This is a genomic window from Streptomyces sp. NPDC001373, from assembly GCF_042895815.1.
Taxonomy (GTDB): Bacteria; Actinomycetota; Actinomycetes; order Streptomycetales; family Streptomycetaceae; genus Streptomyces.
In genome coordinates this window covers 1-12,489 of the sequence record NZ_JBIAWQ010000044.1, presented here as the reverse complement: position 1 = coordinate 12,489, position 12,489 = coordinate 1, and the positions used below count along the sequence as shown (strand labels likewise).

Below are 12,489 nucleotides of genomic sequence, written 5' to 3'. Positions count from 1 at the left end.
CGGGTTCTTCTTGGTCGAAAACCCATCTACCAGGGGCTTCACCCGTCTGTCAGCCGAACTGACCAACCCGGCCCGCAGGTTGGAAAAGGCTCACTGACCAGAACGTTTTTCGTCTGCTGGTGGTACACGTTTCCCGGCGTTCTGACCTGCTGAAACGTGACAGTTGGGGCCTGCTGGCGCTGTGCTGGTCCGGGGCTGGTCCGGATCTTGGTTCGCCCGGACCGGCGGAAATACCCTTCGGTCCTCGGGTGTTACCCCTCGGCATGTGCGACAAGGGGGGCAAGCCTGAAGCTGTTCTACACGAAAAACGGCGTGACCGAGGTCACGCCGCGATTGGCTGAGGCTGAGGCCGATGTGCAGGGCCTGGTCGAGGGAGCTATGGAGGCGATGCTCGGGGTGCGATTCCTCGCCTCCGAATACAGCACCGGCTCTGTCCACGGCGGGCCATCGACTCGCTGGGTCTCGATGAGAACGGAGCTCCGGTGATCATCGAGTACAAGCGTGCGACTGACCCGGGGGTCATCAACCAGGGCCTGTTCTACATGGCGTGGCTGGTGGACCACCGGACCGAGTTCCAGGCGCTGGTGCGCGAGCGCCTCGGGGCGACGGCGGCTTCGCAGGTGTTGTGGAGCGCGCCCCGGTTGATCTGCATCGCTGGCGACTTCACCCGTTACGACCTTCACGCGGTGCGCGAGCACCGCCGCTCGGTCGACCTGGTCCGCTATCGCCTGTACGGAGAACACCACATCACGCTCGAGACGGTTGCCGCTTCGATTGTGGCCCGGGCCAAGGCACCCACGCGCTTCCGCCGGGTAGGTGCTGCCGGTATGTCGCTCGCCCAGCGGGCGCCTCAGGCAATCGCGGATCTGGCATCGTCGGTGGACGAGCTGCTGCTGGGGCTGGGGGAGGACGTCAAGAAGGTCAGACGCCAGCAGTACGACGCCTACCAGAGGCTCCGGAATTTCGCCTGTGTGACGCCACGGCAGGACAAGCTTCTCGTGTACCTCAAGGCCGTCCCTGCGGCTGTCGCCCTCGTGCCGGGCTTCACCAGGGACGTGACAGGGCTGGGGCACCACGGCACCGGCGACCTGGAGGTCCAGCTGCGCTCTGAAGAAGACGTCGAGCGAGCGGTGGAGCTGTTCCGGCTGTCCTACGCGGCGGCGTAGGGGTCGCAGACTGGACGCCGATGTTGGCCCGGGATATCGAGCGGGGCGTGCGCGAGCGGCGGGAGGGAAGCGAGGCTTCTCGGGCGGGCACCTTTCGATCGGGCGGACAGGACGTGGCGGTGGAGTTCTCCATCTTCCGCACGATCCCCGGTTTCGGAAACCGGGGATCGTGCGCTATGTATCGCCCAGCCGCCCGTCGGGGGGCAAGGGTATTGCTCGGCCAGGTGCCCCGATCCGGCTCGTTCACGCCTTGCGTGCATGCGTTCGAGCAGGCAGGGTTCCGTACTTCCGAGCACGTCACCAGCCCACTTCGACAGGAAGCGAGCGAAGACGACCATGGCCAAGCAGCAGCCCGAAGAGGCTGGCACCCCATCCCTGCTGATCGCGGTCGAACACCTTGCCCGCGTGCAGGACCGCTTCGACACCCAAGAGTCCGACCCCACCGGCACCTCGGCTGGCGACGACGGGGAGAACCGCGACGGCCTGAACCACCCCGAGGCATAACCCCCTCCCGTTCGAGCCCTTGCATTCGGGGGCCCACCTCCACCGAGAGGTGGGCCCCCGGCCCGCTCCCGAACCGACGGAGGATGCCGTGCGCCACCAGCTCGTCGAAGCCCTCGAAACCGCCCTCTCCTGGACCGGTCCTGCCCCCATGGGCGGGGCGTTTGCCCGCGGCCACTTATCCGATGCCGGCTTTCCAGCTCGGCTGATGACCCCGGCTAGGCTTCTGGACATCGTCATGCGGCGAGGCCTGTCCCACCCCCAGTTCCATGCGTTCCAGAACGGGCGCGAGCTCCACCCCGGTGACTACTTCACCGACACGGTCACGCGCCGAGGGCAGAGTGTGCGGTTCGCGAACATGACCCGCCTGTCTGCCCTCATGCAGGAAGGCGCCACCCTCGTCCTCGACGAGCTCGACTTCTTCGACCCCGTCCTCGAAGTCGCCTGTCGCGCGCTCCAGTGGTGGTCCCGCGAGCTCGTCCAGGTCAATGCCTACCTGACCACGCAGGATGCCGCTGGGTTCGCCCTTCACTGGGACGACCACGACGTGGTCATCGTCCAGGTCGCTGGTGAGAAGTCCTGGGACGTACGCGGTACCTCCCGGCCCGTCCCCATGTACCGGGACGCCGCACCGAACAACATTCCGCCCGACACCTCGGTCTGGCAGGGGAACCTGCGCGCCGGCGACGTCATGCACATCCCGCGAGGCCACTGGCACCAGGCCACCCGCACCGACCGGGGCGAGGGCTACTCCGTCCACCTGACCTTCGGGTTCGTCAAGCGCACCGGTGTGAACTGGCTGACCTGGCTGACCGACCAGTGCCGCCGCGACGAGGCGTTCCGTACGGATCTCGACCGCTGGGGCAGCGCCAGCGACCAGCACCTTCAGGAGCGCGACCTGGCCGCGGCGCTGTGGAAGCTGGGCCAGGACTTCCCGCCGTAGGCCTTCCTCGCCGCTCGGGAGCGGGAGCGCCCCGCAGCCCGGCACGTTCAGACCGCCGGCCTCTTCGGCGCGCCGACCGGCCTGGTCTGCGTCACCGACTTCCCGCCGCTCATCGAGGCCGACGACGAGCAGGTCCGCATCACCGCCTCCGGCAAGACCATCAGCCTGCACGCCAAGGCCGAGCTCGCGGTGAGACTGATGCTGTCGGGCGCGCCGGTCGACATCGAGCAAGCGGCCATCGAGACCGGCAGCGACAGCCGAGAACTCGCCGACATCCTGATCAGGGAGGGCCTGTGCGCGGAGCTGACCGACGAGTTGTCCTCGGCCTATACCGGGTGGCTCCGACCCGCACCCTCCTCGAACACGCCCTGACCACCGGGGTCACCGCCCTGGACACCGCCTCCAACTACGACTGCTACACCGGCCACAGCGTCCTCGCCCGCACTGCCGGGGAGCTCCTCGACCGGTTCGAGGTTTCGACGAAGGTCGGTTACTTCCCCACCGGACATACCCTCGCCCCGGCCCGGCTGCGCGCGGCGGTCGAGCAGAGCGTGGCCGACCTCGGCCGCCCACCGGACACGATGTTCCTCCACAACCCCGAGCACGACCCGTCCGGGCTCGCGGCGGCCTGCGAGGAACTGGCCGCCTGCCGGGAAGTCGGCCTCTGCCGGGCCTGGGGCATCGCCACCTGGAACCACGCGCCGCTCCTCGCTGCCGCGACCACGGTGGAAGCGAAGCCGGACGTCGTCATGGTCCGGGCAGGGCTCGCCGTACGCGGGGAGGCTTTGGACGCGGCCGAGCGGTTCACGGCCGAACTGGGGGCGGGGGACCGGTGGGGTATGGCACCCTTTGCGGGCAACCCGAACGATCCGGTCTGGTCGAAGGTTGATGCCGGCGTGTTCCTCGAACCTGGACAGTCTGCGTCGCGGATCCAGGCCGGACTTGCCGCTGCGTTCGCCCTGCCAGCCGTCTCCCGGATCGCCGTGGGCACCTCCAGCCCGCAGCACCTCGACGAGCTCGCCGCCGCCGTCCGGTACACGGCCAGCAGCGTCGTCGTCGCCGAGTACCGGGAGCTGCTGCGTGCCGGAGCCGGACGCTAGGGAAGGAGACCAGCATGCCGTCCACCCCGACCATGGACGATCTGAGGACCGTCTCCCACGACGATGTCCTCGCCGACGCAGAGAAGCGGATCGGGCGAGTCCTGGACCGCGACCACGCGCACTACAGCCGCTTCAACGGCACCGCGGGATTCCCCACCAGCGGAGGGACATGGGTCCGCCTCGCCTGGTGCCGGCCCGAACAGCTCAGCTCGTCGGCCTGGACTGGAATCGAGGCGTCCGTTGCCATCAAGGGCGTGCCTCGCCCCGAGTGGTACGCCAGCTCTCAGTGGCACGACCCCGGACGCGGCGTGGTGTGGCGCGTGGACGAGATGGGTCACGCCACCACGACCGCCGTCTCCCCAGTCGGCGCCGTTGACCACGACCCAGCCCTCTCGCCTACTTGGTGGGCGGACCTCAGGTCCGCGTTGTCCGCTCTGGCCGGACACGCCACCGAGCGGGTGTGCGTGAGGCAGGAGCACCTGTCGGCCCGAATCCGTGATGTCTACGGTGATGAGATCGACACGACAGTCCCGGAGTGGGCCTGCGCCCACGGTGACGTTGGATGGGCCAACGTCACCGCCCCGGCGTTCATGCTGCTGGACTGGGAGAGCTGGGGACGCGCCCCGGTCGGCTACGACGCCGCGTGCCTGTGGTCAGCGTCCCTGGCGGTGCCAGCGCTTGCAGAGCACGTGCGGAACGAGTTTGCGGATGTCTTGGACACGCGGGCGGGGCGTCTGTCTCGCCTGTTGCTTTGCGCCAACATCGAGCGCGCTCGACGCCGTTCGGGAAAGGAGACAGCTATGTCCGCTCCGGCAGCGGCTGCGTCCATGGAGTTGCTCAGCTCGCTTGCCTGATCGCAGGCGGAACGTGGGACGAGGGTCCGAGTTCCTCGGCCCCTGGGGCGACCGGGCCGGCTGGCTACGCCACGGGAGTGGTGACGGCGCCGGCTCGGACGTGGGCGTTGGCCGGGGCGTACGGCATGCGGAACCTTCTTTGTGGAGCGGGAAGCGGTTGAGGCCGACGACAGGGCCTCATCGGACGGGTCGCGCCGGGTGGCGCAGCGCGGGGCTGGCCCGTGTGGCCGGTCGCCGGAGCACTGGGCTCTGGACGGTCGCGGGAGCAGCGGCGCCTGCTCTTGAACTCGTGTCTCCGACGGCCTGGTGCCAGCGGGCCCGGACGGAGGACAGCGCGGCGAGGGCCCGGCGGCTGCCGGTGGCCAGCTGGTGGACGGTGGTGGCTTCGTCCGCAGTGAGGGTTTCGATCCGGGCGGCGACCTCCTCGGCTTGGCGCAGGAGGGCGCGCTGGAGGATCTTCTGCCCCCAGTGCTCGGGTGCCCCTGCGGGGTGGGAGATGGCGTCGAGGACTTCGGTGGGACCGAACCCGTCGTGGAGGAGACCGCGCTGCTGTGCCTCCCACAGCACGGTGATCGGGTCTACGGGTGCACCACGGCGGGCCAGGCCGGTGAGGCAGGCGAAGAGGGCGGCGTGCATCGGAGTGGTGAGGTCGGTCTCGTGCAGCCACCGCATCTGCGGCAGTTCCTCGGGGTGGGCGGTGGCCGTGGCCAGCAGCATCCGCTCTTCGTCGTCCGCCTCGGCCGATATCGGGACCGCTGCTGCAGGAACAGTTGGAGTCCGGGGTATCGAGCCGGGGTGGGAGGGGAAGGTGGATGCCAGCTCGTCGAGGTAGACGGCGAGCTGGTCGGCTCGGGTGAGGACCGTCCGGGCCGGATCGGGGCCCGGGGTACGGGCGGCCTGGGTGAGGAGACCGGCATGCCTGCGCAGAATGCGGCGGGCGTGCCCGGAGCGGACCATCTGCGCGTAAGCAGGGGCGTGGGCGTCGGTGGGGCAGATGCTGATGAGGGTGTGCAGGTAGGAGGCCGTCAGGGCTCGGGCCTGGGGCTGGGCCGCGTCGAGGAGCTGGTTGGGCCACACCGGGCTGGTGCGGTGGACCTCGGGGGCGGGCGGGGACACCGTGCGCATCGCCGCGAACAGGGCGCTGTGCGCGGTGTTGGCGAAGTGCTCGGGCTCGAGCGGCCCGATGGTCTTGAGCCGCTCGGGAACCAGGAGCAGGGCCCCGAGCAGGGCCTGTTCGGCATAGTGGACCACCGGCGGCGGCGCCGGGTACTGCAGGAGACCCTCGTCGGCTTCGGTACGGGTGGCGTCGGACATCATGCCGCCAGGACGAAGTCGTCGCGGGTGAGCTGCGTTCGACGTGGGGCGCGATCAAGTGGGCGGCGAACAACGGGGGAACGGCGTTCCCGATCCGGGAGAAGCGTTGGCCTTTGTTGCCCTGCCAGGGGTAGGCGGGCGGGAAGGACTGCAGGATCCCGGCTTCCTCGGCGGTGATACGGATCGCCGGCGGCGCCGTCTCTGCGGGGCCCGTAGTGGTCCAGACGCATTCGTTGGCGCGGTTGCCGAAGAACAGGGTGGCGGCTGGTTCGGTCACGGGGCGGATGGCCGCGTTCGCCTGGCTGTTGCTGCGCAGGACCCAGTCCTGCCCGCCACCGCACCGCGGTGTCCGCGGGGAGCTTTCCGTGCAGCTGCACGGAGGTTCAGGGTTCCGGGGGCGGAGCGGGGGGTTCTTCCACGCGCCGCGGTCGCGGGCGTCGGAGAGGGTCTTGCGGGAGCCGGAGGGGAAGGGCTCCGGGCCGCCTCCGGGGCCACCGCCGGCGCACACTGTGGGCACGGGCCCGTCGGTGCGTCCCCAGCCCAGGGCTTCGGCCATGGACACCCACGTCCGGCGGCCGGGCCCGAAGAAGGGCTCCGGCTCGCTGAACTTGGCGTGCGTCGGTGCGGGCGGGGCCGCCGTACGGGTGCGGGAGGCGATCAGGATCGCCTGCCGCCTCGTCTGCGGCACGCCGTAGTCGGCGGCGTTGAGGATGCCGCTCCAGGTGGAGAACCCCCAGGAGCGGAGCACGGCGGCGTACTGCTTCCACAAGGGCGCGACGTCGGGGACCTCCTCCATCAGGACCCATTCCGGCTCGCCGGCCTGGTGCAGGGCGTGGAGGTAGCGCATCGGCTCGGCGGCCAGCAGCGACCGCTGGTCCTGGCAGGCGGTGAACAGCTGTTCGCGGGTGTCCCGGCCAGCGGCCAGGTCCGCGACGGCCTGGTGGACGAGCGGCTGGTCGATCAGACCGAGGCGTTTGCCAGCCGTGCTCCACGCCTGGCAGGGCGGTTCCCTGTCAAGTTCAACGTATTGAAGGAGGGCGGTTGGGTTCTTTGTGTTCGCTCTTTCCAAAAGGGGCTCGACCGAGGGTGAACGAATCGTGTGAGGCGACCTCAACCGCGAACGCTTCCAGTCCCGGCCCCGTCCGAACACGGAGATCCGCAGCTAGCCGAGGCCAAAGGCAACGAGGGCGGCCGCCGCCCCGCCGTCCGGGCTGACAAGACCGACGCCGTCCGCACCGCGTACCTGGAGGGCCGCTCCATCGCCTCCCTCGCCCGCGACCACGGCGTCAGCCGCGGCGCCATCCGCACCGCCGTCGCTGACCTCATGCCCACCCACGCCCTGAACCTGGTCGCTGAGGGCGGCGAGGTAGCGTTCGAGGCCGAGGGCCGTCCTACTGGGGTCGTGCGTAGAGGGTCTGGAGTTTGCCATCGTTGGCAAGCCCGTAGATCAGACCGCCGTATCCGGGAGGTGTCTGGCTCGCTTCGGATTTCGGGGGGTAGTAGTCGGACGTGGCGAGCAGCTTGCCGGTCGCGGCGTCGCGCCATTGGTACTGCTCGGTGAAGTTCGCTCCGGTCGGGCCGTAGTTGTATTTGGTGGGGTCGGACTCGGTTGACGACTTCATGTTCGAGGCGACGAAGACTCGCTTGTCAGGGGGTCCGATGATGGAGGTGAAGGCCTGGGTGCGCATGTCCGCCTTCCAGGCGAGAGACAGTTTCCCGTTGCGCAGGTCGATGGCTGAACAGGTGCCGAGGTTGAAGTCGCACATGTAGATGCGGTTGTTGGCCGGGTCGACGGTGGGTTTGGCTGCGCTGGTGCTGTGTTGTCCCTGCTGCATCGTCGGGTTGGGCTGGATGGTCGCCATCGTGCTGGCATCGGCCTGGGACACGGCCACGATGCTCATGGGCTTGGTGATGCCGTTGGTGTTCTCAATGATCCAGTCATTCATGGGGGTGGGTGTGCCGCCCCCTGTCTGGCCTCGCTGGGGGTAAGTGACCGGGCCCCAGGTGGTGTCCTTCGTCAACTCGTCACCGTCCCACGCATAACGGAAGAGCTGGTTGGTCGACGTGATGTAGACGTACTCGTGGGCCCGGAAGACGGCAGTCGAGATACGTGAGGAGATGTTGTCCTGGAGCTCGACCGAGTCGAGTACCTTCAGGCTCTTGGAGTCGAGCACCGCCAGCACGGAGGGCGTTGCCTGTCCCGTGAGGGCGCCCTTGCACTTGTACATGGCGAAGATGCCGTTCTGCGTGCAGCCGGCCACCCTGTTCCACGTTTTGACGACGATGGAGCCGTCGGAGAAGGCGTCTGCACCATTGATGGCCACGTCATTGACGGGTGTGCTCCCGTGCGGCGGGTCCGCCTGGGCGATGATCTTCCCGGTGTCACCGTCCAGCTTGTACACCGTGTGATCTGCGGTGGCGATGAGACTTCCGTCAGCGAGGGCCTCGACCGAGCCGCACAGGTGGATTTCGTTGTTGTTGCGCGCGTCGGAGAGCTCCGTCCTCCACACCTGTTCGAGCGTGCCCGGTTTGACCTTCGCGACGTAGGAAACGAGTCCGGGCGGGTTCGCGCCGCCGTTGCAGCCCCCGTAGATGTACACCGCGTCGGTACCGAGCGTCGCCGTACTGAATGGGGTGCCGTACACGACGGTCGACTGACGGGTCTCGACCGTGTTCGGCCCGGTCATCGAGCCGCCGAACCGCGCGCACGAAAACAACCCTGTGTGCTCCGCGTCGGAGTTGAAAGCCCGCACCAACGTCCGGGCCCAGGGGCTGCCCGGAAGCTTCGCGGCACAGTCCGCCTCCTCCTGGGCAAGGGCGGAGTCGCCGGTCACCTGACCGCTGGTACTGACGGGTGGGGAACTGCCGCCCGCGTTCACGGCTGAGCTCAAGGGGCCCGTCGGCGGGGCCATGCAGGCCGTGAGCCCTGCCAGGGCCACGCCGACCACGAGAGCCGTCGCCAGGTTCAGTCGCTTCATCGAAAACCACTCTTCGTGAGGAGAGTCAGCGTCTTGGATTGGGACCCGATCGCAAATGCGCCACGGATGACAACGTAGCCGGGCTTCCGTAACGCGGCTCTGCCAAGGCCGCCGCCGCTCCGCCGAACGGGTATGGGCCCCACCCAGCCAGACGGCGGGCCGTCATCTTGGATGCGTCGCGGGGCTGGCCTCAGCCTCAACTGCAGCTGACGAAGCCCTGACGAGGCGTTCCATGCTCCAGTACCAAGATGATGGGGCTCCGCCCACTGCTGCGGCCGGTGCTCACCGGGTGCCGTCCATGTGGGCCTGGGCAGGCTCGGGCAACCCGCATCCTGCGGGCCGAGGCCGGTGCGCCTACAGCACAGGAGCAATCGGACCAACCGCCTGGCGCGGTCTTTGTCCCGCCTGAAACGAGTGCCAGTTCACCGCCCCGGACCGCCGGTGAGCCCGTGCCGTGCGGGGCTGTGCCGCGTGATATCAACTCAGCAAGTCGCCCGTGAACCCCCGCGTTCCCGACAGATGTCGATGCCGAGGAGTTGATGCGTATGTCGTCGGCCGAGAGTCCCGTCGGAACACCTGGGGTGCCGTCGACGGATCCCTTCGCCCAGGTGAGGACCCGCGGCTATGTGGGTCTTCTGGTCCTGGCCGCTGTGCTCGGAGTGCCGATCTCCGCAGGGGCGTACGGCTTCCTCGCGCTGGTCGACGTGCTCCAGTCCTGGACCTACACCGACATGCCCAAGGTGCTGGGCTTCCAGGGGACCCCACCCTGGTGGCCGCTGCCGCTGCTCGCGGTGGCAGGCCTGCTGGTCGGAGTGAGCATCCGCTACCTTCCCGGGACGGGCGGCCACAAGCCGGCCGAAGGGCTGGCGATGACAGGCGCGCCTCAGCCGCTCGAGCTTCCCGGTATCTTCCTCGCGGCCGTGGCCACGCTGGGGCTCGGCGCGGTCCTCGGACCCGAGGCGCCGCTCATCATGCTCGGCAGTGGCGTGGCCGTCTGGGTGGTCCGCCTGCTCAAGCCGGACCTGCCGCCGCGGGTCGACGCCGCGGTCGGGGCCGCGGGAAGCTTCGCCGCGGTCAGCACCCTGCTCGGGTCGCCCATCACGGGGGCCTTCCTCCTCATGGAGGTGTCGGGCATCGGAGGGCCGATGCTCGGGATCGTGCTGGTGCCGGGCCTGCTCGCCGCCGGCATCGGCTCGCTCGTCTTCATCGGCCTGGACAACTGGACCGGTCTCGGCACGTATTCCCTCGCGATTCAGGACGTGCCGCCTGCCAACGCGCCCACCGGTGCCGAGTTCGGCTGGGCACTGGTCATCGGACTCGCGGCGGCCCTCGTGGGCACGGGCATTCGATGGCTCGCCCTGCTGCTGCAGCCGCGCGTCGAACGGCACCGAATCCCCGCCACCGTGGCTATGGGCCTGGCGATCGCGGGGCTCGCCATCGCCTACGCCGAAGGCTCAGGCAACGCCGCGACCGAGGTGCTGTACTCGGGGCAGAACGCTCTCGGCCCCCTGCTCGCGCACAGCGCCGACTCCACCGTGGGCACCTTGATGCTGCTCATCGTGTGCAAGGGGCTGGCCTACTGCGTCTCACTGAGCGCCTTCCGGGGAGGCCCGATCTTCCCTGCGATGTTCCTGGGGGCTGTGGGCGGGATCGCTCTCTCACATCTTCCAGGGCTACAGCTGACGCCTGCGTTCGCGATGGGCATCGGAGCCATGTCGGTCGCCATGCTCAGACTCCCGTTGACCTCAGTGCTGCTGGCCACCCTGCTGCTGGGGACGGAGGGCCTCACCGTCATGCCACTGGTGATCGTCACAGTCGTGGTCGCCTATGTCGTGACGCTCAGGCTCAGCCCTGCTCCGACCGGCGGGTCCCAGACCGGCGCACGGGAAGACTCCGCGCCAGCATGAGGCGCCGTCACATCATTGCGGCCGAGATACCGGCGGCCCCTTGAGCCCATCTTGATCGGTCTGGGTATCACCGACAAGGGCCGTGTAGAACGCGTTGCCGGCCATCGGCCTACCGGAGAGCTTGCACCATTGGTACTACTACTGCTCGGTGGAGATCACTCAGGTCGGGCCGTAGTTGCCTTTGGTGGGGTCGGCCTCGGTTGACGTATGCCGGCCCAAGACGCCTACTGCACCCGGCACGGACGACACCGTCTGATCGGCTGCGCCGACGGTAAAACCTTGATCAGCGCCGGTCCCGGCGGTCGTCCCGGCGATCTTCACGGTCGTCCCGGCGGTCCTCGCGCCGGTCACTGCGGCGACCGACCCCGTGGGCGACAACAGCTGCCGTGCCCGCGACGGCCGCGGTGCGGGCGACGGGGGCGCCGATGACTCCGCGTCGTCCTCTGCGCATGGGTCCGAGGGGCATCTCATTCTCCTTCTTCGTCGGCTTCGATCGAGGCCAGGATGGCCTGGATCGGAATACGTCCGTTGGCGATGAGCTGGCCTCCTGAGCGGCGTGCGGCGGAGGCGAAGGGCCCCGCCCACACGTTCTCCCAGACCAGCACCCCGGCTGTCGTGCCGGGCTTCATGGCGGCGGCCAGGTTGACGACGTCCTCCTCGGCGAGAAGGCCGGCCAGCTTGGCCTCTGCGGCGCGCAGTTCACTGGCGCCCTCGAGGTCATCGACCTCCAGTACGTCGAGCTCGCCGTCTGCCCCCTTCGTAAGGATGATCAGGTCCAAGACCCGGATGGTCCCCGAGGTGACGAGCTTGTCGAGCTCTGCGGCCATCTCGCCGGTGAAGTTCGAGGTGGCCGGCGGGAACTCGACGACGAGGTAGTCGACCGGCCCCAGTTCGTCGGTGTCTGCTGATGTCATGTCTGCGCTTCCGTTCTCTGGATAAGGCACCCGTACGAGGGCAAGCGAATCGGTTGGCGGCCGCCAGATTCGGGACCCGAAGGGTGAGGCGGCTGCCGGTTCACCCGGTCCGGCACAGCACGCCGCATAGCCGGCTTCTCGGGTTCAGCTTGCCCAGGCAGGATTTATTGGCCGGTCAGCGGGTTGTAGCTGCAAGCGGCGGTAGAGGGAGAGGTGCAGGAGTCGTAGGTGTTGGCCAGATAGTCGGTCGTGACGGTTGCCTTTCCGTCGATGGCCTGAATCGTCAGTGGCTTCGTGATCGTGATGGCTTTGTACTGCCAGCCGCTCGGCAGGTGGAGCTTGCTCGCGAAATTGGGCTGCTCAAGGCTCTGAATGGTCTCGCTGGTGTCGAATTGCGAGGATCCGGCCTGCATGACGTACGGGTTGTTGTTGGGGTCAACGAGAACGAATATCTTTGTGCCCGCGTTGAATCCGATGACCGAGTCGCGCTGGATGGTGGTCTGCTTGTACGCACCCTTCGGGTTTCCGAAAATTTTGGAGATGCCGGGCGGGTACGCCGGATAGGCGAACCAGCGGGCGTAGATGCCGCTGAAGTTAAGTGTCGGACCCACCGGCAGCTTCAGCGTGTCGCTGACCCAGAAGCGGGGGCCGTTCTTGAGCACGCTCGGCACGCTGTAGTCCTTTGCCAGCGAGTCTTGCGAGGACTTGTTCCAGGCGGCTAAGGACTGTCCCGTAAATGATCTTCGAGTCGGTGTGGACGTGGCCGTTCGCTGTGCGGCCCGCTCGCCTATCCGGCGAGGGCGAGGTTGTGC

At 68.3% G+C, this 12,489-nt stretch carries 8 protein-coding genes and 3 pseudogenes; 6 read left to right on the top strand and 5 right to left on the bottom strand.

Annotated features, from left to right (window positions below):
- Nucleotides 1-285 precede the first annotated feature (285 nt).
- The 5 genes and pseudogenes from ACFY15_RS36480 (at nt 286) to ACFY15_RS36460 (ending at nt 4,564) form a co-directional block, all read left to right on the top strand.
- Nucleotides 286-1,166 (top strand): annotated as a pseudogene (locus tag ACFY15_RS36480) (transporter).
- Between the two features lie 336 nt (nt 1,167-1,502).
- On the top strand, nt 1,503-1,670 hold the full coding sequence (locus ACFY15_RS36475) for a hypothetical protein (RefSeq protein WP_390691671.1): 168 nt from the start codon (nt 1,503-1,505) through the stop codon (nt 1,668-1,670).
- Between the two features lie 88 nt (nt 1,671-1,758).
- Nucleotides 1,759-2,982, top strand: a pseudogene (locus tag ACFY15_RS36470) (JmjC domain-containing protein).
- Nucleotides 2,946-3,710: an aldo/keto reductase gene (locus ACFY15_RS36465; RefSeq protein ID WP_390827033.1), complete on the top strand. Its 765-nt coding sequence runs from the start codon at nt 2,946-2,948 to the stop codon at nt 3,708-3,710. The pseudogene ACFY15_RS36470 and the gene ACFY15_RS36465 overlap by 37 nt, the downstream one beginning before the upstream one ends.
- 14 nt (nt 3,711-3,724) lie before the next feature.
- On the top strand, nt 3,725-4,564 hold the full coding sequence (locus ACFY15_RS36460) for an aminoglycoside phosphotransferase (protein WP_390691669.1): 840 nt from the start codon (nt 3,725-3,727) through the stop codon (nt 4,562-4,564).
- 177 nt (nt 4,565-4,741) lie between these two features.
- Here ACFY15_RS36460 and ACFY15_RS36455 read toward each other — a convergent pair whose 3' ends face one another.
- From ACFY15_RS36455 to ACFY15_RS36445, 3 genes and pseudogenes are all read right to left on the bottom strand, one after another.
- On the bottom strand, nt 4,742-5,881 hold the full coding sequence (locus tag ACFY15_RS36455; protein WP_390691668.1) for a DnaB-like helicase N-terminal domain-containing protein: 1,140 nt from the start codon (nt 5,879-5,881) through the stop codon (nt 4,742-4,744).
- Nucleotides 5,878-6,947: pseudogene (locus ACFY15_RS36450) on the bottom strand (DNA cytosine methyltransferase). Before ACFY15_RS36450 ends, ACFY15_RS36455 begins: the two are co-directional and overlap by 4 nt.
- A 322-nt stretch (nt 6,948-7,269) precedes the next feature.
- Nucleotides 7,270-8,856, bottom strand: coding sequence for a hypothetical protein (locus ACFY15_RS36445; RefSeq protein WP_390691666.1), 1,587 nt, complete (start codon nt 8,854-8,856; stop codon nt 7,270-7,272).
- Between the two features lie 545 nt (nt 8,857-9,401).
- Between ACFY15_RS36445 and ACFY15_RS36440 the strand changes: the two genes are divergently transcribed.
- Nucleotides 9,402-10,763, top strand: coding sequence for a chloride channel protein (locus tag ACFY15_RS36440; RefSeq protein WP_390691665.1), 1,362 nt, complete (start codon nt 9,402-9,404; stop codon nt 10,761-10,763).
- Between the two features lie 467 nt (nt 10,764-11,230).
- Here ACFY15_RS36440 and ACFY15_RS36435 read toward each other — a convergent pair whose 3' ends face one another.
- Nucleotides 11,231-11,677: a DUF6325 family protein gene (locus ACFY15_RS36435; RefSeq protein ID WP_390691664.1), complete on the bottom strand. Its 447-nt coding sequence runs from the start codon at nt 11,675-11,677 to the stop codon at nt 11,231-11,233.
- 164 nt (nt 11,678-11,841) lie between these two features.
- Nucleotides 11,842-12,348, bottom strand: coding sequence for a hypothetical protein (locus tag ACFY15_RS36430; RefSeq protein ID WP_390827032.1), 507 nt, complete (start codon nt 12,346-12,348; stop codon nt 11,842-11,844).
- Between the last annotated feature and the right edge of the window lie 141 nt (nt 12,349-12,489).